The organism is Janthinobacterium sp. SUN128 (assembly GCF_030587275.1).
GTDB lineage: Bacteria > Pseudomonadota > Gammaproteobacteria > Burkholderiales > Burkholderiaceae_D > Janthinobacterium > Janthinobacterium lividum.
Window position 1 is genome coordinate 21,954 of sequence record NZ_JAPWHY010000005.1, and the last position, 24,302, is coordinate 46,255.

Annotated in this window: 24 protein-coding genes; 10 read left to right on the forward strand and 14 right to left on the reverse strand. The window is 62.4% G+C overall.

Going from position 1 to position 24,302, the window contains the following annotated elements; translation table 11 throughout:
- The first annotated feature begins 179 nt into the window (after positions 1–179).
- Together O3297_RS25175 and O3297_RS25180 are read left to right on the forward strand one after the other, a co-directional pair.
- Complete coding sequence (locus O3297_RS25175) at positions 180–2,057, forward strand: potassium transporter Kup (RefSeq protein WP_305050676.1); 1,878 nt, start codon at positions 180–182, stop codon at positions 2,055–2,057.
- A gap of 145 nt (positions 2,058–2,202) precedes the next feature.
- Positions 2,203–2,679 (forward strand): FKBP-type peptidyl-prolyl cis-trans isomerase, encoded by a 477-nt coding sequence (locus tag O3297_RS25180; RefSeq protein WP_305050678.1) that lies wholly within the window; start codon positions 2,203–2,205, stop codon positions 2,677–2,679.
- A gap of 66 nt (positions 2,680–2,745) precedes the next feature.
- On the opposite strand, the gene O3297_RS25185 is transcribed toward O3297_RS25180, so the two are convergent.
- Positions 2,746–3,417: a diphthine--ammonia ligase gene (locus O3297_RS25185; RefSeq protein ID WP_305050680.1), complete on the reverse strand. Its 672-nt coding sequence runs from the start codon at positions 3,415–3,417 to the stop codon at positions 2,746–2,748.
- The gene (locus O3297_RS25190) at positions 3,414–3,890 is read right to left on the reverse strand and encodes a GNAT family N-acetyltransferase (RefSeq protein ID WP_176374455.1); all 477 of its coding nucleotides are present in this window, start codon (positions 3,888–3,890) and stop codon (positions 3,414–3,416) included. The genes O3297_RS25185 and O3297_RS25190 overlap by 4 nt, the downstream gene beginning before the upstream one ends.
- A 253-nt stretch (positions 3,891–4,143) precedes the next feature.
- Here O3297_RS25190 and O3297_RS25195 point away from each other — a divergent pair, with 253 nt between their 5' ends.
- Positions 4,144–4,731 carry a PEP-CTERM sorting domain-containing protein gene (locus tag O3297_RS25195; protein ID WP_305050682.1) on the forward strand — a complete coding sequence of 196 codons (588 nt, stop codon included), beginning with the start codon at positions 4,144–4,146 and terminating at the stop codon, positions 4,729–4,731.
- A 103-nt stretch (positions 4,732–4,834) separates the two neighbouring features.
- On the opposite strand, the gene O3297_RS25200 is transcribed toward O3297_RS25195, so the two are convergent.
- On the reverse strand, positions 4,835–5,260 hold the full coding sequence (locus tag O3297_RS25200; RefSeq protein ID WP_034783746.1) for an organic hydroperoxide resistance protein: 426 nt from the start codon (positions 5,258–5,260) through the stop codon (positions 4,835–4,837).
- A 285-nt stretch (positions 5,261–5,545) separates the two neighbouring features.
- Here O3297_RS25200 and O3297_RS25205 point away from each other — a divergent pair, with 285 nt between their 5' ends.
- A complete protein-coding gene (locus O3297_RS25205) occupies positions 5,546–6,805 on the forward strand; it encodes a histidine kinase (RefSeq protein WP_034783745.1) in 1,260 nt (419 codons plus the stop codon).
- Positions 6,798–7,580, forward strand: coding sequence for a LytTR family DNA-binding domain-containing protein (locus O3297_RS25210; protein ID WP_305050685.1), 783 nt, complete (start codon positions 6,798–6,800; stop codon positions 7,578–7,580). The genes O3297_RS25205 and O3297_RS25210 overlap by 8 nt, the downstream gene beginning before the upstream one ends.
- Before the next feature lie 131 nt (positions 7,581–7,711).
- On the opposite strand, the gene O3297_RS25215 is transcribed toward O3297_RS25210, so the two are convergent.
- The 7 genes from O3297_RS25215 to O3297_RS25245 form a co-directional block, all read right to left on the reverse strand.
- Positions 7,712–8,755, reverse strand: coding sequence for a histone deacetylase family protein (locus tag O3297_RS25215; RefSeq protein WP_070258399.1), 1,044 nt, complete (start codon positions 8,753–8,755; stop codon positions 7,712–7,714).
- A gap of 28 nt (positions 8,756–8,783) precedes the next feature.
- Entirely contained in the window at positions 8,784–10,385 is a 1,602-nt protein-coding gene (gshA, locus tag O3297_RS25220) for a glutamate--cysteine ligase (RefSeq protein ID WP_151092065.1), read from the reverse strand.
- Positions 10,386–10,601: 216 nt separating this feature from the next.
- A complete protein-coding gene (gene prmC / locus O3297_RS25225; protein ID WP_034783738.1) occupies positions 10,602–11,432 on the reverse strand; it encodes a peptide chain release factor N(5)-glutamine methyltransferase in 831 nt (276 codons plus the stop codon).
- Positions 11,433–11,443: 11 nt separating this feature from the next.
- Positions 11,444–11,914, reverse strand: coding sequence for a disulfide bond formation protein B (locus tag O3297_RS25230; RefSeq protein ID WP_034783901.1), 471 nt, complete (start codon positions 11,912–11,914; stop codon positions 11,444–11,446).
- Positions 11,915–12,086: 172 nt separating this feature from the next.
- Entirely contained in the window at positions 12,087–13,163 is a 1,077-nt protein-coding gene (gene prfA, locus O3297_RS25235; RefSeq protein WP_034783736.1) for a peptide chain release factor 1, read from the reverse strand.
- Positions 13,164–13,251: 88 nt separating this feature from the next.
- Positions 13,252–14,526: a glutamyl-tRNA reductase gene (hemA, locus tag O3297_RS25240; RefSeq protein WP_034783735.1), complete on the reverse strand. Its 1,275-nt coding sequence runs from the start codon at positions 14,524–14,526 to the stop codon at positions 13,252–13,254.
- A gap of 81 nt (positions 14,527–14,607) precedes the next feature.
- Complete coding sequence (locus O3297_RS25245) at positions 14,608–15,297, reverse strand: response regulator transcription factor (protein ID WP_034783734.1); 690 nt, start codon at positions 15,295–15,297, stop codon at positions 14,608–14,610.
- A gap of 167 nt (positions 15,298–15,464) precedes the next feature.
- Here O3297_RS25245 and O3297_RS25250 point away from each other — a divergent pair, with 167 nt between their 5' ends.
- Positions 15,465–15,968 carry a hypothetical protein gene (locus tag O3297_RS25250; RefSeq protein WP_034783732.1) on the forward strand — a complete coding sequence of 168 codons (504 nt, stop codon included), beginning with the start codon at positions 15,465–15,467 and terminating at the stop codon, positions 15,966–15,968.
- Positions 15,969–15,971: 3 nt separating this feature from the next.
- Here O3297_RS25250 and minE read toward each other — a convergent pair whose 3' ends face one another.
- The 4 genes from minE to metE all read right to left on the reverse strand — a co-directional run bounded on the left by minE (position 15,972) and on the right by metE (position 20,376).
- Positions 15,972–16,223 (reverse strand): cell division topological specificity factor MinE, encoded by a 252-nt coding sequence (gene minE, locus O3297_RS25255; protein WP_034752886.1) that lies wholly within the window; start codon positions 16,221–16,223, stop codon positions 15,972–15,974.
- 1 nt (position 16,224) lies between these two features.
- The gene (minD, locus tag O3297_RS25260) at positions 16,225–17,040 is read right to left on the reverse strand and encodes a septum site-determining protein MinD (RefSeq protein ID WP_034783730.1); all 816 of its coding nucleotides are present in this window, start codon (positions 17,038–17,040) and stop codon (positions 16,225–16,227) included.
- 37 nt (positions 17,041–17,077) lie between these two features.
- A complete protein-coding gene (gene minC / locus O3297_RS25265) occupies positions 17,078–17,827 on the reverse strand; it encodes a septum site-determining protein MinC (RefSeq protein WP_034783729.1) in 750 nt (249 codons plus the stop codon).
- A 224-nt stretch (positions 17,828–18,051) separates the two neighbouring features.
- On the reverse strand, positions 18,052–20,376 hold the full coding sequence (gene metE, locus O3297_RS25270) for a 5-methyltetrahydropteroyltriglutamate--homocysteine S-methyltransferase (protein ID WP_305050691.1): 2,325 nt from the start codon (positions 20,374–20,376) through the stop codon (positions 18,052–18,054).
- 118 nt (positions 20,377–20,494) lie between these two features.
- Between metE and O3297_RS25275 the strand changes: the two genes are divergently transcribed.
- From O3297_RS25275 to phbB, 4 genes are all read left to right on the forward strand, one after another.
- A complete protein-coding gene (locus O3297_RS25275) occupies positions 20,495–21,403 on the forward strand; it encodes a LysR family transcriptional regulator (protein WP_034783726.1) in 909 nt (302 codons plus the stop codon).
- A 128-nt stretch (positions 21,404–21,531) separates the two neighbouring features.
- Positions 21,532–22,017, forward strand: coding sequence for a TIGR01841 family phasin (phaP, locus tag O3297_RS25280; protein ID WP_034783725.1), 486 nt, complete (start codon positions 21,532–21,534; stop codon positions 22,015–22,017).
- 213 nt (positions 22,018–22,230) lie between these two features.
- Positions 22,231–23,409 (forward strand): acetyl-CoA C-acetyltransferase, encoded by a 1,179-nt coding sequence (locus tag O3297_RS25285; RefSeq protein WP_034783723.1) that lies wholly within the window; start codon positions 22,231–22,233, stop codon positions 23,407–23,409.
- 142 nt (positions 23,410–23,551) lie between these two features.
- Positions 23,552–24,292 (forward strand): acetoacetyl-CoA reductase, encoded by a 741-nt coding sequence (gene phbB / locus O3297_RS25290; RefSeq protein WP_034783722.1) that lies wholly within the window; start codon positions 23,552–23,554, stop codon positions 24,290–24,292.
- Positions 24,293–24,302 lie beyond the last annotated feature (10 nt).

Genomic DNA, 24,302 nt, shown 5'->3' on the forward strand with positions numbered 1-24,302 from the left:
CCCGGCGCCGCTGGCGAGGCGTAGAATGGCAACAAATTAATGCCGCAAGCCCGCGCAGCAAGGCGGAGCGGCACAAAACCACGACTTTGGGGCAGCTGCGGAACCATGCAAAAATACTCTTGCTATTTGCTAATACCTATCATATTGTGCGATGCAACAAAACAAAAACGGGTGCAACCTTGACGTCGGAACATAAAAAAAGCGGCCTTGCCGGCATGACGCTGGCGGCCGTGGGCATCGTTTACGGCGATATCGGCACCAGTCCGCTGTACACCCTGAAGACCGTCTTTGACCCGGCCCACGGCCTGCTGCTCTCGCACGAGAACCTGCTGGGCATCGTCTCGCTGATTTTCTGGGGCCTGACCCTGATCGTCTCGCTCAAGTACGTGACCCTGGTGTTGCGTGCCGACAACCGCGGCGAGGGCGGCATCATGGCCCTGATGGCGCTGGTGCTGTCGTCCGTCAGCCGCCTGTCGCGCTGGCATTTCCCGCTGATGGTGATCGGCGTCTTCGGCGCCACCCTGTTCTATGGCGACAGCGTGATCACGCCGGCCATTTCCGTGCTGTCGGCGATCGAAGGCCTGGAAGTGGCCACACCCGCCTTCAGTCCGTACGTGGTGCCGCTGACGATGGTGGTGCTGGTGGCGCTGTACTCGGTGCAGTCGCACGGCACGGCCGGCATCGGCCGCTATTTTGCTCCCATCATGGTGCTGTGGTTTGCCGCGCTGGCCGGCATGGGCGTGGTCAACATCATCAAGTCGCCGGCCATCCTGGCCGCGGTCAACCCGATCCACGCGGCGACCTTCCTGATGAATAACGGCTTTGTCGCCTTCGTTGCCCTGGGCGCCGTGGTGCTGGCGCTGACGGGCGCCGAGGCGCTGTACGCCGACATGGGCCACTTCGGCAAGAAGCCGATCCGCATGGCCTGGTTCCTGATCGCCTTTCCCGCGCTGGCGCTGAACTACCTGGGACAGGGTGGCTTGCTGCTGGCGCATCCGGAAGCCGTCTCGAATCCGTTTTACCAGCAGCTGGGCGCGTGGAGCGTGTATCCGCTGGTGATCCTGTCGACCATGGCCACCGTGATCGCCTCGCAGGCGACCATTTCCGGCACCTTCTCGATGACCAAGCAAGCGATCGCGCTGGGCTTCTTGCCGCGCATGCGCGTGCGCCACACGTCGGAAAGCGAAATCGGGCAGATCTACATCCCCGCCGTGAACTGGCTGCAGCTGGCCGTGGTGCTGCTGGCCGTCATCGGTTTCGGTTCCTCGGAAAACCTGGCCGCCGCCTACGGCATTGCCGTGACGGCCACCATGCTGTCGACCACCATCCTGACCTTCTTCGTCATCCGCTACCGCTGGAAGATGAACCTGGCCCTGTGCTGGGCCGCCACGGGCTTTTTCCTGATCATCGACGTCAACCTGGTGTCGGCCACGGCGCTGAAACTGTTCCACGGCGGCTGGTTCCCGCTGCTGCTGGGCTCGATTTTGTTCATCGTCATGCTGACCTGGAAGCGGGGCCGCCAGCTGGTATTCCAAAACCTGGAAAAGCATGCGATTCCGCTCGACGATTTCCTTTCGTCGCTGTTCATCGCGCCGCCGCTGCGCGTGCCCGGCACGGCCATCTTCCTGCGCGGCGAAACGGATGGCGTGCCGCATGCGCTGCTGCATAACTTGCTGCACAACAAGGTGTTGCATGAGCGCGTCATTTTTCTCACCGTCTTCATGCATGAAGAGCCGTGGGTGGCGCCTTCCGAGCGCGTGCGCGTGGTGGACCTGGGCCACCAGTGCTACCAGGTCAATGTGCATTACGGCTTCAAGGATGAACCGGACATTCCGGCCGCGCTGGCGCAGTGCGCCGAGCAGGGACTGGATTTCGAGATGATGGAAACGTCGTTCTTCATCGCGCGCCAGACCATCATTTCGACGCCGGGGGCCGGCATGATGCCATGGCGCGAGCACCTGTTCGTCACCATGTCGCGCAATGCGCGCACGGCGGCCGACTACTATCAGATCCCGAGCAACCGGGTGATCGAACTGGGCACGCAGGTGGAAATATAGATATTGTGTCAATGTTGCATCGAGACACACTTACTGCCTTGCTTACGTCTGCTTACAAATGGGCTACGCGAGTCCTGTTAAACTCCAGCCCGTACCGGTCCGCACCGTACGGGCTTAGCCACACACCAATATTTAAAGGGAAACCATGAAATCGGTATTTCAAATGATCGCCACCCTCGCTTGCGCCGTGGCCCTGACCGCTTGCGGCGCTGCTGCCAACACCGAGAAGCCGCTCGTGCTTGACCCGAATACGCAAGTGAAAGAGCTCGTCGTTTCTGACCTGGTGAAAGGCACCGGCACGGCCGCCGCGGCGGGCGATACCTTGACGGTGGCCTATACGGGCTGGCTGTATGACGCGAGCAAGCCGGACGGCAAAGGCGTGCAATTCGAAACGTCGCCCCCTCTCCAGCCTTTTACGTTTATCCTCGGCATCGGCAGAGTGATCCTGGGCTGGGACCGTGGCCTGGTCGGCATGCAGGAAGGCGGCACGCGCCGCCTGCTCATTCCGTATGACCTGGGTTATGGCGTGAGCGGCACCCGCGACAAGTCGGGTGCGGTGGTGATCCCACCTTACGCCGGCCTGGTGTTCGACATCACGCTGCAAAAAGTGGAAAAAAAGTAAGCACGCGCAAGGTGCACGGACAAAGGGCGACTCCATGGAGTCGCCCTTTTTGTTTTTGCGGCCAATTCAAACTGGCGCCAGTTCCTGGAAGTAGTAGGTGGCGCCGCCGAGATTGGCTGGCGCATCATATTGCAGCACTTGCGTGCGGCGCAGCGCCACCGGTGCACTGAAGGCGGGGCCGTCGTAGACGAAGGTGTGGAATTCGCCGTTTTCGCCGCAGGCGTCGACGCCGGGCGGCAGGTCGGCGAGGAAGGCGGCGTCGAACTCGCGCCCGCAAAATGCGCGCGGCAAGTGCTGGCCATTGATGCACACGACGATGGCCTTGAAGCCGGCGGCAAGGAACTCATCGACCAGCGCGCGGCGATCCTCGCCCCACAGGGGCAGGTGGGCCGTCAGACCGGCGCTGGCGCAGACTTTTTCTTCCCAGTCGCGGTGCGGCTGCAAGTCGATGTCGCCGAAGATGGCGTGGGCGATGCCTTCGTCTTTCGCCGCGCGCAGCATGGCGATGAATTGCTCTTCGTAGCTGGCCCAGCTGGCGTGATAGCGCTGCAGGCGCGCGCCCAGGCTGGATGCCTGCGCCTCGAGCAGTTCGGGCGGCACGCCGTGCGAGCGCGACTTGCGGCCATCTTCATCCATGGCCGTGATCAACAGCGGTACGCTCGTGCCGGCGTTGCGCGCGCGCCACAGGGCCAGGCAGGAATCCTTGCCGCCGCTCCAGGAAATGAGGGCCGTCGTCATGCCGCCGCTCCCGGCTGCACGGCGCGCAGCATGTCGACGTGCTGTATGCCGTCTTCATCGTAGGGCGCGCTGACGGTGACAAAGCCGAAGGACTGGTAGAAGCGCTCCAGATACTGCTGGGCGCCGATGCGGATGGCGTGGCCAGGGTGCTGGCGTTCCGCGCGTGCGATGCCTTCCGCCAGCAGATGCTTGCCGGCGCCCGTGGTGCGCGCCTCGGGCGCCGTCAGCACGCGGCCCAGCGACATTTCCACATACTTGGCGCCGGGCGCCAGCACCCTCAGGTACGCGGCCAGCCGGCGCTGGCCATCGGCCGTTTGCCAGCCCAGCAAATGCATGGCTTGCTGGTCATGGCCATCGAGGTCCGGGTAAATGCATTGCTGTTCGATGACGAACACGCGCTGGCGCAAGGCCAGCACCTGATACAAATCGTGGGGGCCGAGTTCGTCGAACGTGTTCCATTGCCAAGTGATCATGCGCCATCCTTGATTGAGAGTGGCCGTGATTTTACCGGCTTCGGAGCCCGGATGTTGACTAGCTGGCGCACAAGAGCAGCGTGGTGTTACGTGCCACTAGCGAATTGCAAGCTTTTTTCTACGCTCTGCAGCAAGCCGCAGTTGGATGGATATTGTAAATATGCTAATATAATTATGGCAAGTGACTGTCACTTGTAATTTGGGCACCGGCCTGAATTCCCTTGAAAATGTTCTGCAAAAATACGAGGAAGCTATGAAAAAGAAGCTGTTATGCGCCGCCCTATTTGTCGCCGGGATTTCTTCGGCCCATGCCGAAGTGACGACGTGGAGTTTTGTTTATCAAGGTTTTGTCGATGCGGCTACCGGCTTGTTCGATCCGCAGGTGAAGTTCACTGGGAGTTTCACCGGGGAAGACCGTAATCTGGACGGTGTTATTGCATTTGATGAACTCAGCTATTTTGAATCTCAGGGCATCACGTTCTTGTCTGACAAGGCAGAACCGGACTTTGGCGGATGCGGCACTCCCTATTTGAGGTGTCAAGTGGAGAGTTTCAATTATGCACTGACGGGTAATCTTGATTATACCGTCGCCACGAACGGTGCTGACGAATTTGGTATCTACTGGTGGTATAGCCGCGCCGATACCGGCAGTTTTTTCCACACCGGCGGAGGCAATGTACCCTCGAACTTAGCGTGGGTAAATCAATATAATTGGTCCGACCAGACGAGCTTTAGCATTTCGCCAGCGCCAGTCCCCGAACCAGCGGTCGCGCTGATGTTGCCTGCGGGCTTGGCGCTCATGTACTTGACACGACTGCGCCGGCGTAAAAATTCCATTTGACCAAGTTGGTCTTGCATCCAGGCAGCCGGCGTTGGCACGCCAAAAAATCCCCGGCAGCTTTGCGCGGCCGGGGAGGGGGCGGATGACGGGTGTTGCCGTCCGATTACACGATTGTCAGGGTGACGTCGATGTTGCCGCGCGTGGCGTTCGAGTAGGGGCACACGATGTGGGCGGCGGCGACCAGCGCTTCGGCGGCGGCGCGTTCCATGCCTGGCAGCGAAATTTTCAGTTCCACTTCGATGCCGAAGCCCGTTTCGATGGCGCCGATGCCGACGTTGCCTTCGATGGACAGGTCCGCCGGCAGGGCGATCTTGTCGCGGCCGCCGACGAATTTCATGGCGCCGATGAAGCAGGCCGAGTAGCCGGCAGCGAACAGTTGTTCCGGATTGGTGCCGACGGCGCCATTGCCGCCCAGTTCTTTTGGCGTGGTCAGCTTGACGTCCAGCACATTGTCTGACGACACGGCACGGCCTTCGCGGCCTCCGGTGGCGGTAGCTTGAGCGCGGTACAGGACTTGTTTGATCGACATGATGGTTTTCCTCGGTGAGTTAAATAGTTGACGACTAAATAGTGTGCTACTTGTTTCGTGGGCTGGTGCCCCAGGATGCCCGTCTGAAGAAGCGGTATGCGGCGTCCATGTACACAATATATATCGCGCGCTATTTAATTGCAAGCGATTTTATTTGCGCGTGGCGCGAATTGAAGCTTTATTTTCTTGCCTTTGTCGCCAGTATTGCCCTTCCATCGCATAATGGCCACCGCCGTTGGGGCCGATGGTTATGCTTGGCCCCACTTCACACCCCAAGGAAAAATCATGACTAGCCTCTTCTTTATCCTGCGCATCACCCTGGCCACGATGCTCACCTACATCATCGCCACGGCGATCCTGGTCGAGAATTTCCTGCGCTATATCTTCGGGCGGACGGAAGGCTTCTTTGTCATCGTCGGCGCACTGCTGGCCAGCGCCGTCATCACGAATGCGTTTTCGCACGTGCGGCGCGTGCGCCTGATCGCCGGCACCGTCAATGCCGGCACCCTGTCGAGCCGCCAGCGGCGCCAGATCGAGATCCCGTTCGAGGCAGGCGAAGCGTTCGACATGATCGACGCGGCCATCCGCGAACTGCCGGGCAGCGAAGTGGTCGAAAGCGCGCGCGACAGCCTGCAGGTGCAGGCCCGCGTGCGCCGCGCCGCGCCCTACACGCACACGGGCTTGCCCCGCATGCGCTTGCTGAGCTTCATTGAACCGCGGCCGAACCAGATTCTCGCCACCGTGACGCCGAATGGCGAGGCGGGCAGCGTGACCCTGATCTGCGAGCCGGCGCGCAATGCCTGGACCGACTGGTTCCTCGTCGACCATGGCAGCAACCTGGAAAACGCGGAAGCGGTGACGCGGGCGATGACGCGCCGGGTGGCGCAGCGCCGCCGCGGCGAGCAGGCCGAGGCGCGCCAGACGGTGACGGAAAAGGAACTCACGGTGGCCAAACTGAGCCTGCTGCACGCGCAGGTGGAACCGCACTTCCTGTACAACACCCTGGCCAGCGCGCAGCTGCTCACGCGCAGCGATCCCGTGCGTGCCGATGAAATGCTCGGTAATCTGATCCTGTACCTGCGCCACTCGTTGCCGCGCACGGAGCAAGCCATGTCGACCCTGGGCACGGAGCTGGAACGGGCGCGCGCCTATCTTGATATCCTGAAAATCCGCATGGGTGGACGCCTGAACCTGCAGATCGAAGTACCGCAATACCTGCGCCAAGTGGAACTGCCGCCGATGATGCTGCAAACCCTGGTGGAAAACGCCATCAAGCACGGCCTGGAGCCGAAAAGCGGTGGCGGCACCATCTGGATCATGGCGCGCAGCGGCGACGGCACGGTGATCGTCACGGTGGCCGACGACGGCAAGGGTTTCAGCGACGACGGCGCCGGCACGGGTATTGGTTTACGCAATGTGCGCGAACGCCTGCGCCTGACCTATGGCGCGGCCGCGTCGTTTTCCATCCTCGCCAATTTCCCCGATGGCGTGACGGCCACCATCACGGTACCCGACAGCACGGCGCAGGGAGTCTCCTATGCATAAGCCCGAGATGACTTGCGTCATCGCCGAAGACGAAACCCTGCTGCGCGATGCGCTCGTGGCCCTGCTGGCCGAAGAGTGGCCCAGCTTGCGCATCGTCGCCGCCTGCGACGACGGCGGCGCGGCGCTCGACGCCATCGCCACGCATCAGCCCGACATTGCCTTCCTCGACATCCGCATGCCGGGCTTGACGGGGCTGGAAGTCGCGGCCGGCGCGCTCGAAGCGAGTCCCGCCACGCAGGTGGTGTTCGTCACTGCCTACGACCAGTACGCGATCGATGCCTTCGACAAGGGCGCCGTCGACTATTTATTGAAACCCATAGCCCGCGAGCGCCTGCAAGCGACCTTGCAGCGCGTGCAGGCACGGGCCGGCAAGACCCAGGTGGATGACGGCGCGCTGGCCGGCCTGCTGCAGCAATTGAGCAGCGCCTTGCCGGCGGCCGCCAAGTCGCCGCCGCTGGTATGGCTGACGGCCAGCAGCGGCAAGGATACGCGGCTGATCATGGTGGAAGACATCGCCTATTTTCAGTCCGACACCAAGTACACGGCCGTCATGACGGCGGAAGGCGAGGCGCTGCTGCGCAAGCCGATCCGCGAACTGCTCGACGTGCTCGACCCGGCCATTTTCAAGCAGATCCACCGCGCCACCATCGTCAACATGAAGATGGTGGCGTCCGTCACGCGCGACGAAGTGGGACGCGGCGTCTTGCGCCTGAAGACGCGGCCGGAAACTCTGGCCGTGAGTCAGCCGTTCATGGCGCTGTTCCGGAATATGTAGGCTGGCTTAGAGCTCCTGACATAATCTACTGCGCGTCGCGATTTGCGGCCTCCGATGCTCACTGTGCATTCGCACAGCTGCGCCTCTCAGCCGCAACTCACTGCCGCTCGCTACGGTTCTGTCAGGCGCTCTTAATCAGCCGTTTCAAAGCCTTCGAGCACATTGACGACATTGATGCCGATTTCCTTCACCGCATAGCCCCCTTCGAGGATGAAGGCGGTGGGCAGGTTCAGATGCGCGAGGCGCTCGCCCACGCGCAGGTAGTCGCCGCTTTGCAGGGAGAAGTGCGACAGCGGGTCGCCGGCGAAAGTATCGACACCGAGCGACACCACCAGCGCGTCGGGCGCATACATATTGATGCGCAGGCAGGCCGTTTCCAGCGCGGCGAACCAGCTGGCCGTGCTGCTGCCGGACGGCAGCGGCAGGTTGACGTTGTAGCCGAGCCCCGCGCCGCTGCCCGTTTCATCGGCGTGCCCCAGGTAAAACGGATATTCGCTGCGCGGGTCGGCGTGGATGGAGGCGAACAGCACGTCGTCGCGCTGGTAAAAGATGCTTTGCGTGCCGTTGCCGTGGTGGTAATCGATATCGAGGATGGCGACCTTGCGGGCGCCGTCGTCGAGCAGATGCTGCGCGGCCAGGGCCGCGTTGTTGAGAAAACAGTAGCCGCCAAAGAAATCGCTGCCCGCGTGGTGGCCCGGCGGGCGGGTGAGGGCAAACGTGGCCCGCTCGCCCAGGCGCAGCGCATGGGCCGCATTGACGGCGCAGTCGGCGCCCGTCTTGGCCGCCGTCCACGTGCCGGCCGTCAGCGGCGTGCCATTGTCCATCGAGTACAGGCCCAGCTTGGCCGTGAAGTCGTCCGGTTCGATGTCGCTGCGCAGGGTGCGCACGGGCCACACGGACGGCAAGGCATCCCTGCCCGCATTGTCGGGGTCGAGCGCCAGCCAGTCGTGCCAGGCGTGGCGCAGGAAATGCAGGTAACGGGGCGTGTGGATGCGCTCCAGCGAGGTCAGCGGCACGCCGTGCGGCGTGACGATGCGGCCCAGGTTGCGCCGTCCCAGTTCGGCCACCACCATGTCGGCCCGCTCGGGCGTCTCGAAGCAGGGCACCATGGTGCCGCGAAACATTTCGAAGCGGCCCCGATGCTGGCTGTGCAATTCATTGTAGAAGGTCAGCATGGGGCGCCAGGCAGGAAGTCAGGCAGGATCAGGTGTGCGAACACAGGGTGCTGGCGCGGTAGGCGGCGACGAAATCGTCGAAGCTGCCGGCTGGCGCCGCCTCCATGGCGCGCTGCTCGGCCAGCGAGCTGGCGGCCATCTTGTCGAAATACGCGCTTTGTTCCGGTGTTGCCGGATGCGTGCGGAAATAGGCGGCGTGGCGCTCGCTCTGGCGCAGGCCGAAGGCGGCAAACGAGCCGCCGTTGGCGCGCAGTTCGGCCAGGACCTTCGCCGATGGCGTCGCATCCGGGTCGGCCAGCTTGATGGCTTGCGCCGCCAGACTGTCCGCGTGCTGCGTGCCGCCAAGGCGCGCGTCCAGCAGGGCCGCCACGGGGGCGATGCGCGCCAGCAATTCCTCGCCCCACGCCTGCAGGGTGATGTCCTCGCCATCGCGGCGCAGGGTCAAGCCCGGCTTGCGGCCTTCCTTGACGGTGCGGGCGAAATTGTTCGTGTAGCAGGCGCTTTGCTCAGCCGAGATGGGCGCGCTGTCGTCGAGCGCGCAGAACAGCAGAAACGCGTCGAGGAAGCGACCCGTTTCCAGGCTGATGCCGACCGGTTCGAACGGGTCGACATCCATGCAGCGCACTTCGATGTATTGCACGCCGCGCAGGCACAGGGCCTGGATCGGGCGCTCGCCCGTGCGGATCACGCGTTTCGGGCGGATGGTCGAATAGTATTCATTTTCGATCTGCAGCACGTTGGTGGACAACTGGATCCACTCGCCCTCTTTTTTTGTTCCCAGCGCTTCGTACGGCGGATACGGGTCGTTGACGGCATGCGTGAGCGCGTTGACGTAATCTTCCAGGCTGTTTTCGTGCGGACGCAGGCCGGACTGGGCATCGTTCTGGTAGCCGAGGTCGCTCATGCGCAGGCTGGTGGCATACGGCAGGAACAAGGTGTCGTCGGACAAGGTGTCGAGCTTGTGCGCGCGGCCGCGCAGGAAACCGGCGGACAGGGCCGGCGAAGCGCCGAACAGGTACATCAGCAGCCAGCTGTAGCGGCGGAAATTGCGGATCGTCGCCAGATAGCTTTCCGACTGCACGTCTTTCGGCGTGGCCGCCGCGTGTGTCGGGCTGGCGCTGGTGTCCGGATTGCTGGCCAGAACTTGCCACAGCTGCTCGTCGAGCGAATAGTTGTAATGGATGCCGGCGATGCATTGCATGGCTTTGCCGTAACGCAAGGCCAGGCCGCGCCGGTAGACGTGCTTGAGCATGCCCATGTTCGAGCTGCCGTAGTTGGCGATTTCGATGTCCGCTTCGGGCGGCAGCTGGCACGGCATCGACTGGCTCCACAGCAACTCGTCGCCGAGGCGGCTGTAGGCGTGGCGGTGCACGGTGTCGAGCTTGTCGAGCGTGACGCCGATGTCGGCTTCGGCCGGGGTGATGAATTCGAGCAGCGCTTCGGCGTAGTCGGTGGTGATTTCTGGGTGCGTCAGCGCCGAACCCAGGGCAACGGGGTGGGGCGTGGAAGCCAGATGGCCGGCGTGGTCGACGCGCAGGGTTTCACGCTCGATGCCGCGCAAGCCGCCCAGCAGCGCGCGGTTGGCATCTTCAGTCAGCAATGCCAGGCGGCGAGTCAACAGGTTGGGCAATTTGAGCTTCCTTTCTTGTGCAGCATATAAATAATTTGTGCTGAGATTAACCGAATTTTGGCAAATGCGTCGGCGCCGGCCCAAAAAACGCCACGTCGCCAGCGTCCGCCCCGGGGAGCGGGGACGGCGCTTCGGTCAGGAATTCGCTTGATATTTTAACAAACTGCGGGGGGATCTGGCGCGCTGCCGGGTCAAGCTTTGCGCAGGTGGCGGCGGTCAGCCCAGGCGGGCGCCGCTGACTCGTTCGATGCCGGCCAGGTCGCGCCAGCTTTGCACTTTGCTGTAGCCGGCGTCGGCCAGCAAGCCGCGCACGGATGCTGCCTGGTCATAGCCGTGCTCCATCAGCAGCCAGGCGCCTGACGCCAGGTGGCGTGCGGCGCCGGAGACGATGGTGCGCAGGGCCGACAGGCCATCCGCATGGTCGGTCAGCGCGCCGGCAGGCTCGAAGCGCAGATCGCCTTCGGCCAGGTGGCGGTCGCCGCTGGCGATGTAGGGGGGATTCGAGACGATCAGGTCGAACTTTTCCGTGCCCAGCGCTTCGAACCAGTCGCTGGCCATGAAGGTGATGTTGACGCCATTGGCGCTGGCGTTGCGGCGCGCCACGGCCAGCGCTGTGCTGCTGACATCCAGGGCCGTGACGACGGCGTCGGGCCGCGTGTGCGCCAGCGCGACGGCAATGGCGCCGCTGCCCGTGCCCATGTCGAGCACCCGTCCGCCGGGCGGCAGGCGCTCGAGCGCCAGTTCCACCAGCACTTCCGTGTCGGGGCGGGGGATCAGCACGGCGTCGTTCACTTCGAACGGCAGGCCGAAGAATTCGCGCTGGCCCACGATGTAGGCGATCGGCTCGCCCTGCAGGCGGCGTGCCAGCAAGCTGGACAGGCGTTCCGCTTCATCGGGAGTGAGCACACGCTCCGATTGCGTGATCAGGCTCACGCGCGACAGGCCCAGCGCATGGCCCAGCAGGATGCGGTTGTCGAGCGGATCGAGCAGTGGACGGATTTGCAGGGCGCCGACAGTGCTGCCGGCGGGGATCAGTGTTTCTGGCATGGTGCTTTCAATTATTTCTGACGGCGCAGCAAGGTCCACAGCAGGCCGACGCTAAAAATGGCGAACCAGATGAACGCCCATTGCGGAATCGACAGGCCGAAAAACGGCTCGCCGGCGTTCTCGCAGGCGCCATAGGATTCAAACATGAAGGGCATGACTTGCGCCGTGAAAATCTTGTTCAGCGCCGTTTCCACCGGATCGATGCCGCACGAGAAGCCGGGGTTGGCCAGCACGTACAGATGCTTGGCGCCCACGCCCAGGCCGCCCAGGGCCGCCAGCAAGCCGATGCCGGCGCCGATCTTTGGACGGTTGGCGGCCGCGCCGGCCAGGCAGGCGATGCCGATGGCGAGGAACAGGTAGCGCTGGATCACGCACAGCGGGCACGGCGCCATGTTCATGGCATGCTGCAAATACATGGCCACGCCCAGCATCAGGAAACACAGGGCGGCGATCGACAGGAGGACGGTGCGTGAATTTTTCATGGGCGACACGGTGAGGTGGATGGAATCGAGCTGGTCATTTTCGCACAAGGCTGGATTTTTATTGCTTAGCCGCTACTTAAAGCTGTCGGCTTACGCGCTACGCGCTAAGCCGACCTACAAACTCGGTAGGTCGGTTTAGCGTAGCGTAAGCCGACAACAACGGTGTCAGCGTTTAATCGCCCAAGGCAGCCAGCAGTTCCGCCTGGTGCTCTGCCGCCAGCGCATTCGTCAGGTCCGTCAAATCCCCATCCATGATGAAGTCCAGCTTATACAAGGTCAAATTGATGCGGTGGTCCGTCAGGCGGCCTTGCGGGAAATTATAGGTGCGGATGCGCTCGCTTCGGTCGCCCGAGCCGATCAGGCTCTTGCGGGTGGCCGCTTCCTTCGACTGCTGTTCGCGCAATTGCACGTCCTTGATGCGTGCGGCCAGCACTTTCATCGCCTGCGCCTTGTTCTTGTGCTGGCTGCGGTCATCCTGGCATTCCACCACGATGCCGGTCGGCAAGTGGGTGATGCGCACGGCGGAGTCTGTTTTGTTGATGTGCTGTCCACCGGCGCCCGAGGCGCGGTAGGTGTCGATGCGCAGGTCGGCCGGGTTGATGTTGACGTCTTCCACTTCATCGGCTTCCGGCATCACGGCCACCGTGCAGGCGGACGTGTGGATGCGGCCTTGCGTTTCCGTGGCCGGCACGCGCTGCACGCGGTGGCCACCCGACTCGAATTTCAGCTTTGAATACGCGCCGTTACCCACTACGCGCACGATCACTTCGCGGTAGCCGCCCAGGTCGGAGTCGGATGCCGACACCAGTTCCACCTGCCAGCGGTTGCGTTCGGCAAAGCGCGTGTACATGCGCAGCAGGTCGCCGGCGAACAGGGCCGATTCATCGCCGCCCGTGCCGGCGCGAATTTCCAGGAAGATATTGCGCTCGTCATTGACGTCCTTCGGCAGCAGCATGGTTTGCAATTCGCGCTCCAGCCGCGCCATGGTGGTCTTGGCCGCCTCGATTTCTTCCTGGGCGAATTCCTTCATGTCCGGATCGGACAACATCTCTTGCGCTGTCGTAATATCGTTGCCCGCTTCCTGGTAGGAATGGTACAGGGCGACCAGCGGACCCAGTTCGGCGTGCTCACGCGTCATCTTGCGGTAGCTGTCCATGTTCGACGTGGCGTCCGGGTGCATCAGCAGTTCGTCGAGTTCGACCAGGCGGTTCGCCAGTTGATCGAGTTTGGCCAGCATGGATGGTTTCATAGCGATTCGCGGTAAAAGAGTGTAGGGATGGTGCAGGCCCGGCAGGCGGGCAGGGGGCGGTCGCGCGCGGGCGGCCAGCGGGGCTGCGCTAACGGCGGGGGCGGAACAGTTTTGGCAGCAGGGTGACCAGCTGCTTGCGCTCGTCGCCTTGCGCGTGGTGCAGCGCCTGCTGCGGACCGTGCAGGAACTTGGCCGTCAAGCCTTTCGACAGCGCTTCCAGGACGGCGTCGATGTCGGCGCCCTTGGCCAGCATCTTGCGCGCCCGTTCCACTTCCATCAGGCGCAGCGCTTCGCTGTTTTCATGCAAATGCTGGATCACGGGCACCATGGCGCGGTCATCGACCCAGCTCATGAACGATTGCACGCGCGTTTCGATGATGGCTTCGGCTTGTGCCACTGCCGCTTGCCGGCTTTCCAGGCCCGTCTGCACGACCTTGCCCAGGTCGTCGACCGTGTACAGGAAAACGTCGTTCAAACGGCCCACTTCCGCTTCGATGTCGCGCGGCACGGCCAGGTCGACCATGAACATGGGCTTGTGGCGGCGTGCCTTGATGGCGCGCTCGACCAGGCCCAGGCCCAGCAGCGGCAAGGACGACGCCGTGCACGAGATGACGATGTCGAACTGGTGCAGCTGCTCCGGCAGGTCGGCCAGGCGGATGGCCTTGCCGTTGAAGCGGTGCGCCAGTTCCTCGCCCCGTTCCATGGTGCGGTTGGCAATGGTGATGCTTTTCGGGTTTTGCGCCGCGAAGTGCGTGGCGCACAATTCGATCATTTCGCCGGCGCCGATGAACAGCACGTTCTGCTCGGCGATCTTGTCGAAGATGCGCTGCGACAGGCGTACGGCGGCGGCCGCCATGGACACGCTGTGCGCGCCGATTTCCGTGCTGCTGCGCACTTCCTTGGCGACGGAAAAGCTGCGCTGGAACAACTGGTGCAGATACGTGCCCAGGCCGCCCGCTTCGTCGGCCGTGCGGATGGCGTCCTTGATCTGCCCCAAGATCTGCGTTTCGCCCAGCACCATCGAATCGAGCCCGGAGGCGACGCGGAAGGTGTGGCGCACGGCATCGTGCTGCGGCAGCATATATAAGTGGGGGCGCAGCTCGCTGTAGTTGAGCTTGTGATAATCGGCCAGGAAATGCGCGCCCGCGTCGAGCGGATTGGGCACGTGGCTGGCCGCATACAGCTCGGTGCGGTTGCAGGTCGACAGGATGGCCGCTTCGTCGTTGTCGCGCAAGTCGATGCGCTGGAACCAGGTGCGCGCCGCCATCACCGCCGAACCCAATTGCTCAGGCGCAAACGCCAGCTGTTCGCGGAGCGACACTGGGGCGGTGGTATGGTTGAGGCCGACGGCGAGCAGTTGCATTTCAGGGCTGTTGGGATGACTTATGCCGACATTATAGCGCTTTGTGCCCGCGCTTTGAGCAGGTCAGCCGTTTGCCGCCGTTCAGCCGCCCAGTTTTTCCAGGCGATAACCGTAGCTGTAGACGGGCACCAGCCTGTAGCCGTGTTCCGGTTTCAGCTGCAGCTTGTTGCGCACGCGCGAGACGTGGGTATCCATGGTGCGCGAAGGCAAGGCCGTGTCGCGCTGCCACACGGCTTCGTGGATGTAGGCGCGCGACAGGGGACGGCCCAGGTTGCGGAAAAACAGCAGCGCCAGGGCGAATTCCTTGTGCGTCACGTCCAGTACTTCGCCATCGCGCAGCAGGCGGCCGGGGCGGGTTTCAAATGTGTAATGACCGAATTGCAAGTATTCCGCGCCATTCTGGGCCGGGTAGGCCACGCGCAGCAGCGCCTGGGTGCGCAAGGTCAGCTCGCTGCGCCGCAGGGGCTTGATCATGTAGTCGTCGGCGCCGGCTGTCATGCCCGCCACCACGTCGTCTTCGCCGGAACTGTTGGTCATAAACAACACGGGTGCCTTGGGCGCCAGTTTTTCCCGGGCTCGGCGCAAGACTTCCGCACCGTCCAGATCGCTCACATGCCAGTCGAGGATGAGCATGTCGCAACTGTCCTTGCGCAGTTGCCCCAGCATGTCCTTGGCACTTTGAAACTCGTGGCAAGCGTGGCCGGCGGCGGTGAGCACCTGGCAGATCAGTTCTGCCTGGCTATGGTCGCTATCGAGTACGGCAATTCGCATAATTGGCTGGAGTGTGTAGCAACAAACAGACGGTCCGCTCTGCTTATCGTAATGTTAAGGAATGCTCAAGTGAAATATAACAGAGATTGCAACTGTGTCCAGTGAAATCGGCAGCTGAGGCCTTTACGTTACACTTGTTCATCTACCCTACTCGCGGAGAAACGGCCATGTCAGACAAGAGCACTACCGATTGGACACTGATACCGGGCAGTCGTGCCGAAATCGAGCAAGTGCGCGAGCGTTGCCGGCGCCTGGTGCAGCGGCGTGCCATGATGTCGGCGGGCGCTTCGGCCATTCCCATTCCCGGCATCGACCTGATGTCGGATGTCGGTCTGTTTTCCATGCTGATCAATGATATCAACCACGAATTCGGCCTCACGCCCGAGCAGATCGAGCGCCTCAACCCGCAGTTCAAGATGATGGCCTACCGCGCGGCGGTGGGCATGGGCGGCATGTTGGTGGGAAAGCTGGTATCGCGCGAACTGATCCTCCACCTGCTCAAGCGCAGTGGCGTCAAGATTGCCACCAAGCAGGTGGCGCGCTTCGTGCCGTTTGCCGGACAGGCGGTGGCGGCAGCCATCGGCTACGCCGTATTCCGCCAGATCGGCAACCAGCACGTGAACGCCTGCGCCGCGGTGGCGCAGGAATTGCTCACGGTCAGGCCTGATTAACGCTTACGCGTCCGGCAGCACGACGTTGACGTCGAGCACCTCCAGGTTGCCCTGGCGGTCCAGCGAAATCTTGATGTCGTCGGCATTGACCTTGGTGTACTTGGAAATGACGGCGATCAATTCCTTGTGCAGGGCGGGCAGGAAGTCCGGACCATCGCGTCCGCTGCGTTCGCGGGCGATGATGATCTGCAGACGTTCCTTGGCCGCGGTGGCCGTCTTCGGCTTGGGGGGGAACAGGAAAGAAAGCAAGGCCATATCACTTCGCCCCAAAAATGCGCTGGAGTAATCCAGGCTTTTCATAGTTGGTAAAGCGCAACTCGACATCTTCGCCGAGGAAACGCGAGACCACGTCTTCATAGGCTTGCGCCACGTCCGTGCCCGTGAAATGGATGGCCGGATTGCCCTGGTTCGAGGCGGCCAGCACTTGCTCCGATTCCGGAATGATCCCCACCAGCGGGATGCGCAGGATTTCCTGCACGTCCTGGTAGGACAGCATTTCATCCGATTCCACGCGTTTCGGCGAGTAGCGGGTGATCAGCAAATGTTCCTTGACGGGCTCGCCGCCCGTCTGCGCGCGGCGCGACTTGGCTTGCAGGATGCCCAGGATGCGGTCCGAATCGCGCACCGACGACACTTCCGGGTTGGTGACGATGATGGCTTCGTCGGCAAACGTCAGCGCCATCAGCGCGCCATGCTCGATGCCGGCGGGCGAATCGCAGATGATGAACTCGAAACCCATGTTGATCAGGTCGTTCAACACGCGTTCCACGCCTTCTTCCGACAAGGCATCCTTGTCGCGCGTTTGCGAGGCGGGCAGGATGAACAGGTTGTCGCAGTGCTTGTCCTTGATCAAGGCCTGGTTCAGCGTGGCCTCTTTGTTGATCACATTGATCAGGTCGTAGACGACGCGGCGTTCGCAACCCATGATCAGGTCGAGGTTACGCAGGCCCACGTCGAAGTCGAGCACGGCTGTCTTGTGGCCGCGCATGGCCAGGCCAGTGGAAAAACTGGCGCTAGAGGTCGTCTTGCCGACACCGCCCTTGCCGGACGTCACAACAATAATTCTTGCCACAAATAATCCTTTTCAGATATCTCTTGAATTGTGCAGCTTAAGAGCGGTTCACAGGAGTGACCGGATTGACAGAGTGTATATCGATTCTGTCGCCAGCCAAACGAATTTGCGCGGGTCCGCGCGCCATTTCCGCAGGGAAACCATCCTCGAACGTGCGGTACACGCCGGCGATCGAGACCAGTTCCGGTTCCATGGCCAGCGCGAAGATGCGCGCCTGGGCATTGCCCGAGGCGCCGGCCAGCGCGCGGCCGTACAGCGAGGAATACACGTGGATGCTGCCGTCGGCGATGATTTCAGCGCCATTGTTGACGACGGCGGTGATGATCAGGTCGCAGCCGCGCGCATAAATGCGCTGGCCGGCGCGCACGGGCGTGTCGATCACCATCACTTGCGCGTCGGCGCCCGACTGGGCGGCGGCCGTGGGCGTATCCTTGGGGCCATCCTTGGGCGGCGCATCGTCGCGCGTCTTGCCGCTGTCGAGGCTCAAGCCTTGCGCCAGGATGGCGTCATGCATGTCGGCCGGCGCATTGCGCACGGCGACGGCATTCAAGCGGTATTTTTTCAGCAGGGCCACGAGGGCGGCCCAGTCGATGGGCACGCCGCCGGGCGGCAAGGCCGCCACGTCCAGCACGGCCAGATCGTCCTCGAAAAAGTCGGCCACGCCTCCCGTCATGTCGCGCAAGGCGGCATCGAGTGCCTGCGTATCGGCGCTATGCAGAATGGCGGAGACAGCAACGACGGTGGAAATCTTGATTTCGATAGGCTTCTGCGACGGGCTTTTGGACATAAACATTTATCAAAGTGAAACTGCGGCAGGCCAGATGTTCCGTACGGCAACAATGGGAGCAGTAAATTTCTTGCATTCTACTGCAAAAAAATCAGCATCAGGGGCCTGGCGCGTGCTATTCCGCAGGGCAACACCTACTTCATGTCAAAAAAAACGGACGGCGCCCCGGAAAACTGGTGCGCCGTCCTGAAAGCAGCCCTGCATGCGGCCTGGGTAGGCCTATGTCATGCCGCCGCCCGCATCTGCTGCGCCGCCGCGACCATATTTTTTAAAGCCGCCTCCGTTTCCGCCCAGCCCCGCGTCTTCAAGCCGCAGTCCGGGTTGACCCACAAGTTGGCTGGCGGAATCACGGCGCTGGCTTTTTGCAGCAATTTCACCATGTCGAGAGTCGAGGGGAGGCGCGGCGAGTGGATGTCGTACACGCCGGGGCCGATTTCGTTCGGATACTGGAACTGGCCAAAACCCTTCAGCAGTTCCATGTCGGAGCGGCTCGTCTCTATCGTGATGACGTCGGCATCCATGGCGGCGATCTGCGGCAGGATGTCGTTGAATTCGGCATAGCACATGTGGGTGTGGATTTGCGTCGTGTCGCTGACGACGGACGCGGCGATGCGGAAGGCGCGCGTGGCCCAGTCCAGATAGGCGTCCCACCGGCCGCGGCGCAGCGGCAAGCCTTCGCGGATGGCCGGCTCGTCGATCTGGATGATGCCGATACCGGCCGTTTCCAGGTCTTGCACTTCGTCGCGGATGGCCAGGGCCAGTTGCAGCGCCGTCGTGGCGCGCGGCTGGTCGTCGCGCACGAACGACCATTGCAGGATCGTGACCGGGCCCGTCAGCATGCCCTTCACCGGTTTATGCGTCAGGCTTTGCGCGTGCACCGTCCATTCGACGGTCATGGCGGTGGGGCGCTGCACGTCGCCGTAAATGACGGGCGGCTTCACACAGCGCGAGCCGTACGATTGCACCCAGCCGTGGCGCGTGAAGATAAAGCCGTCCAGTTGCTCGCCGAAGTATTCGACCATGTCGTTGCGTTCCGCTTCGCCATGCACGAGCACATCCAGACCCAGCGCTTCCTGGCGGCTCACGGCGTGGGCGATTTCGGCGCGCATCTGCTGTTCGTAGTCGTTCACAGCCAGTTCGCCTCGCTTGAAACTGGCGCGGGCGGCGCGGATGGCCGTCGTCTGCGGGAAGGAACCGATGGTCGTCGTCGGGAAGTCGGGCAGTTGCAAACGCGCGCGCTGCATGGCCTGGCGCTGTGGGAAGCTGGAATCGCGGCGGTCGATGGTGGGCGTGAGCGCTTGCAGGCGCTGCGCCACTTGCGGGCGGTGCACGCGGGGACTGGCACGGCGGCCGGCGATAGCCAGGCGAGACGCGGCCAACGCGGCATCATCGGGATGGCCTGCGAGCGCGCCCTTGAGGACGGCGATTTCGGACAGTTTTTCCGTGGCAAACGCCAGCCAGGTCTTGATTTCGCCATCGAGCTCCGTCTCGGCCGCCAGGCTGAACGGCACGTGCAGCAGGGAGCACGACGGCGCCAGCCACAGGTGGCCGTTGCGTTTGGCCGCCAGCGGCTGCAGCACGGCCAGGGCCTCGTCGAGGTCGGTGCGCCAGATATTGCGGCCATCGACGATACCGACCGACAAGACTTTATGCGCGGGCAGCCAGTCCGTCACGCTGATCAATTCATGCGGCGCGCGGATGCCGTCCACGTGCAGGCCGGCCACGGGCAGGCGGCACGTCAGGCTGAGGTTTTCTTCCAGCGGCGAGAAATACGTGGCCAGCAGGATATTTATACCTACCTGGTTCAGTTGCCAGTAGGCGCTTTCGAAGGCGCTGCGCCAGGCACCAGGCAAGTCCAGGCCCAGGATTGGCTCGTCGAGCTGCACCCATGCCACGCCTTGCTGTTTCAGGCGGTCGAGCAGGGCGCCGTAGACGGGCAGCAATTGTTCCAGCAGGGCCAGGCGGTCGAAGCTTGACTCGCCGGGCGTCTTTTCCTTGCCCAGCCAGAGGAAGGTGAGGGGGCCGATCAAGGCCGCCTTGACCTGGTGGCCCAGCGCCTGCGCCTCGGCCACTTCCGCCAGCAGGCGTTCGCAAGCGAGAGAAAACCGGGTCTGCGGCGATAGTTCGGGCACCAGGTAATGGTAATTGGTGTCGAACCACTTGGTCATTTCCAGCGCGGCAGTCCCGGCGGCGTGTGCATGGTGGGCGTGGCCGCAGCCGGCATGGGCGGCGTGCGTGTCTGCGCCGCGCGCCATGGTGAAATAGCGTGACAGCGGCGACTGCTCTGGCGCGAAGCTGAAACGGGCCGGTTCGCAGCCCAGCAGCTGGATATGGTTGGCCACCTGGTCGTAAAAGGCGAAGTCGCCCACGGTAACGTAGTCAAGACCGGCGTCGCGTTGCAGGGCCCAGTGGCGCGCCCGCAGTTGCCGGCCCGTCGCTTCCAGGGCCGCCTCGGACACCTCGCCGCGCCAGTGGCTTTCCAGCGCCAATTTCAGTTCACGCGCGGCGCCGATGCGGGGAAAACCAAGGATGTGGGTGTGCACGGTCATGATGTCATCGAGATTTAATGTGAATGCGCTAGAGTGTGCGGCAACTTGGTCTATAATCAAAACGAAACATTTTGCCGAATAACATGAAAATCATTCACGTACGCCATTTCATTTGCCGATGCTAGAAATCCGCCACCTGCGCACCCTGAGTGCCCTGCGTTCGTCCGGCAGCCTGGTGCGCGCCGCGCAGCTGCTCAACCTGACCCAGTCGGCCCTGTCGCACCAGATCCGTTTGCTGGAAGAGCGCTACCAGGCGCCCTTGTTCGAACGCAAGTCCATGCCGATCGCGTTTACGGCCACGGGCAGCCGTCTCTTGGCCCTGGCCGACAAGCTGCTGCCCGAGATCGAACTGGCCGAGCGCGACGTGGCGCGCCTGTCGCAAGGCGACAAGGGGCAGTTGCGCGTGGCGCTCGAATGCCATACCTGTTTCGATTGGCTCATGCCCGTGATGGATGCGTTTCGCCAGCGCTGGCCGGAAGTGGAAATCGACCTGGTGTCCGGCTTTCACAGCGAACCGGCGGACTTGCTGCGCTCGGGCGAGGCGGACCTCGTGATCGGTTCGCCATATGGTCCCGACTTCACCGTGTTTCCCCTGTTCCGCTTTGAAATGCTGGTGGTGATGGCGCAGAAGCACCGGCTGCAGGCGCAGCGCCGGCTGGTGGCGGCCGACTTTACGGGCGAAACATTAATTACCTATCCCGTGCCGGAAGAGCGCATCGACCTGATCCGCGAAGTGCTGCGCCCCGCCGGCATCGCGTTTGAACGCCGTACGGCGGAATTGACGGTCGCCGTGCTGCAACTGGTGGCGAGCCGGCGCGGCATTGCCGCCTTGCCGAACTGGGCCATCAAGAATTACGTCGATTACGATTATGTGGTGGCGCGCCCGGTGGGCGAGCACGGCTTGTGGAGCGACCTGTATGTCTCCGTGCCTGATCATTTGCAGGACAAGGCGTATGTGCGCGATTTCGTCAGCGTGATACGCGAGCAGTGCGCGGCGTCGCTGGACGGTATCAAGTTGTTGTCCTGATCAACGTTGAGTTGGAAACAAACCAACAGCAAAGCTTGATAAATATCAAGGTTCAGCAATGAACCACCGCTTACAGTTGAGTACTGTGCGGCGCAACATGCACCGCCATCAAATTGGAGAGGAACACTATGTTTTCATTTTCCGAGCAATGGGCACTGGCCGGCAAGGCCCTGGTGGAAGCACAATTGATCAGCGCGCAAGCGTATGCCCAGGCCGCTGTCGACAGCGGCGCCAGCGTGCTGGACTTGCAGATCGATGCGGCCCGCGCGGCGCTGGCCGCCGCTACGGTGGCAGGCAATCAGCTGCTGTCCGTGAAGGATCCGCAGGCGCTGCTGGAACTGTCGCGCACGCAGTCGCAACTGGCCATCGAACGCATCGGTGCATATGGCCGCCAGGCAAAGGATGTTGCCCAAGAAACCCAGGAGAAATTCGACACTGTGACAAAGGGTGAGTTTGCTGCATCGCGTCAAAAATTTGGCGAGCTGGTGCAGGTGGTAAAGCAAACGCCTGTGCCCCTGATTATTCCCTTCAATAATTTTCTAAAAACCACTTTCGGCGGCGCCGATGAAGGGTATGATAAAAATAAAAATACGCGTCCTGCTCGCCAGGCGTAAGCGTGTTGCGGCCCGGCAGCGGCTATCCGCCGCGCCAGGCCGCCCGCCGCCACCGCAAGCAGGCTGTCATCGCCGCCGCCTGCGGTGCGGCGCTGGAACTGCGGCGCGTGCCGCGCTAGAATGAAACGCAGCTTGCTGTGTCTTCCCGGATACTCATTGGATTGTATTAACACCTTGACCTTGGCCCTCGTGGCCTGCTTATCGGAGAAATAAATGGATGATGTCGTAATCGTGGCCGCCGGCCGTACCGCAGTCGGCAAATTCGGTGGCAGTCTGGCCAAGATTCCTGCGTCCGAACTGGGCGCGCATGTAATCAAGGGCTTGCTGGCACAAACCGGCATCGACCCGAACCTGATCGGCGAAGCGATCCTGGGCCAGGTGCTGACGGCTGCCGTCGGCCAGAACGCCGCGCGCCAGGCCGTCATCAAGGCTGGCCTGCCCAGCTCGATCCCGGCATTCACCATCAACAAGGTATGCGGCAGCGGCCTGAAGGCCACGCACCTGGCGGCGCAAGCGATCAAGTGCGGCGACGCCAACATCATCATCGCCGGCGGCCAGGAAAACATGAGCGCCTCGCCGCACGCGATGAACGGCTCGCGCGACGGTTTCCGCATGGGCGACTTCAAGATGATCGACACCATGATCGTCGACGGCCTGTGGGACGTGTACAACCAGTACCACATGGGCATCACGGCGGAAAACGTCGCCAAGAAATACGAAGTGACGCGCGCCGAGCAGGATGAATTCGCGCTGCAGTCGCAACTGAAAGCGGAAGCGGCGCAAAAAGCGGGCAAGTTCAAGGATGAAATTCTGCCGCTGGAAATCGCCAATAAAAAAGGCACGGTCGTCTTCGACAGCGACGAATACATCAAGCCCGGTTCGACCCTGGAATCGCTGGCCGGCCTGCGCCCCGCGTTCGCCAAGGATGGCACCGTCACGGCCGGCAACGCGTCCGGCCTGAACGATGGCGCCGCCGCCGTGATCATGATGTCGGCCTCGCAAGCGAAAGAACTGGGCTTGAAGCCGCTGGCGCGCATCAAGGCCTACGCTTCGTCGGGCCTGGACCCGGCCGTCATGGGCATGGGCCCCGTCTCCGCATCGCGCCTGTGCCTGAAAAAAGCCGGGTGGACGCATGAAGAGCTGGACCTGATGGAAATCAACGAAGCGTTTGCCGCGCAAGCGATTGCCGTCAACAAGGAAATGGGCTGGGATACCAGCAAGATCAACGTGAACGGCGGCGCGATTGCCATCGGCCACCCAATCGGCGCCTCGGGCGCGCGCATCCTGGTCACCCTGATCCACGAAATGATCCGCCGCGACGCCAAGAAAGGCCTGGCCGCATTGTGCATCGGCGGCGGCATGGGTGTCGCCCTCGCAATTGAGCGTGATTAATCGCTGACACCGAACTTGGGCCGTTACGCGCAATACGTGGCGGCCTGGTTCGGTGCAGTACGCCGCCGTCACGCGGCGGTTTTGGATTGCTTTCATTAAATAATTAACTTTTTAGCAATAGAACGACACTGAGGGGATGAAAATGGCAAGAGTTGCATTGGTAACTGGTGGCATGGGTGGTCTGGGCGAAGCGGTGTGTTTCAAGCTGGCCGCGCTCGGCTATCGCGTGGTGACCACATATTCCCCAGGCAATCCGAAGGTCGCGGAATGGCTGGCGTCGACCAAAGACATGGGTTACGACTTCAAGGCATATCCGTGCGACGTGGCCGACTACGATTCGGCGGCTGCCTGCGTGGCGGCCGTGGAAGCGGAAATCGGTCCTGTCGACGTGCTGGTGAATAACGCCGGCATCACGCGCGACATGACGTTCAAGAAGATGGACAAGCCGAACTGGGATGCCGTGATGGGCACCAACCTCGATTCCGTTTTCAACATGACCAAGCCCGTCTGCGACGGCATGGTGGAACGCGGCTGGGGCCGCATCATCAATATCTCGTCCGTGAATGGCCAGAAGGGCGCCTTCGGCCAGACCAACTATTCGGCCGCGAAAGCCGGCATGCATGGTTTCACCAAGTCGCTGGCGCTGGAAGTGGCGCGCAAGAACGTCACCGTCAACACCATCTCGCCAGGCTACATCGGCACCAAGATGGTCATGGCGATTCCGCAGGAAGTGCTCGACAGCAAAATCATCCCGCAAATTCCAATGGCGCGCCTGGGCAAGCCGGAAGAAGTGGCCGGCCTGGTCGCTTACCTGGCTTCCGATGAAGCCGCGTTCGTCACGGGTGCCAACATCTCGATCAACGGCGGCCAGCACATGTCGTAATCGGTATTGA

Coding starts and splice junctions, on each gene's coding strand:
- O3297_RS25180 (WP_305050678.1), top strand. CDS start 2,203: ATGAAATCGGTATTTCAAATGATCGCCACCCTCGCTTGCGCCGTGGCC.
- O3297_RS25185 (WP_305050680.1), bottom strand. CDS start 3,417: ATGACGACGGCCCTCATTTCCTGGAGCGGCGGCAAGGATTCCTGCCTG.
- O3297_RS25190 (WP_176374455.1), bottom strand. CDS start 3,890: ATGATCACTTGGCAATGGAACACGTTCGACGAACTCGGCCCCCACGAT.
- O3297_RS25195 (WP_305050682.1), top strand. CDS start 4,144: ATGAAAAAGAAGCTGTTATGCGCCGCCCTATTTGTCGCCGGGATTTCT.
- O3297_RS25200 (WP_034783746.1), bottom strand. CDS start 5,260: ATGTCGATCAAACAAGTCCTGTACCGCGCTCAAGCTACCGCCACCGGA.
- O3297_RS25205 (WP_034783745.1), top strand. CDS start 5,546: ATGACTAGCCTCTTCTTTATCCTGCGCATCACCCTGGCCACGATGCTC.
- O3297_RS25210 (WP_305050685.1), top strand. CDS start 6,798: ATGCATAAGCCCGAGATGACTTGCGTCATCGCCGAAGACGAAACCCTG.
- O3297_RS25215 (WP_070258399.1), bottom strand. CDS start 8,755: ATGCTGACCTTCTACAATGAATTGCACAGCCAGCATCGGGGCCGCTTC.
- prmC (WP_034783738.1), bottom strand. CDS start 11,432: ATGCCAGAAACACTGATCCCCGCCGGCAGCACTGTCGGCGCCCTGCAA.
- O3297_RS25230 (WP_034783901.1), bottom strand. CDS start 11,914: ATGAAAAATTCACGCACCGTCCTCCTGTCGATCGCCGCCCTGTGTTTC.
- prfA (WP_034783736.1), bottom strand. CDS start 13,163: ATGAAACCATCCATGCTGGCCAAACTCGATCAACTGGCGAACCGCCTG.
- hemA (WP_034783735.1), bottom strand. CDS start 14,526: ATGCAACTGCTCGCCGTCGGCCTCAACCATACCACCGCCCCAGTGTCG.
- O3297_RS25245 (WP_034783734.1), bottom strand. CDS start 15,297: ATGCGAATTGCCGTACTCGATAGCGACCATAGCCAGGCAGAACTGATC.
- O3297_RS25250 (WP_034783732.1), top strand. CDS start 15,465: ATGTCAGACAAGAGCACTACCGATTGGACACTGATACCGGGCAGTCGT.
- minE (WP_034752886.1), bottom strand. CDS start 16,223: ATGGCCTTGCTTTCTTTCCTGTTCCCCCCCAAGCCGAAGACGGCCACC.
- minC (WP_034783729.1), bottom strand. CDS start 17,827: ATGTCCAAAAGCCCGTCGCAGAAGCCTATCGAAATCAAGATTTCCACC.
- metE (WP_305050691.1), bottom strand. CDS start 20,376: ATGACCGTGCACACCCACATCCTTGGTTTTCCCCGCATCGGCGCCGCG.
- O3297_RS25275 (WP_034783726.1), top strand. CDS start 20,495: ATGCTAGAAATCCGCCACCTGCGCACCCTGAGTGCCCTGCGTTCGTCC.
- phaP (WP_034783725.1), top strand. CDS start 21,532: ATGTTTTCATTTTCCGAGCAATGGGCACTGGCCGGCAAGGCCCTGGTG.
- O3297_RS25285 (WP_034783723.1), top strand. CDS start 22,231: ATGGATGATGTCGTAATCGTGGCCGCCGGCCGTACCGCAGTCGGCAAA.
- phbB (WP_034783722.1), top strand. CDS start 23,552: ATGGCAAGAGTTGCATTGGTAACTGGTGGCATGGGTGGTCTGGGCGAA.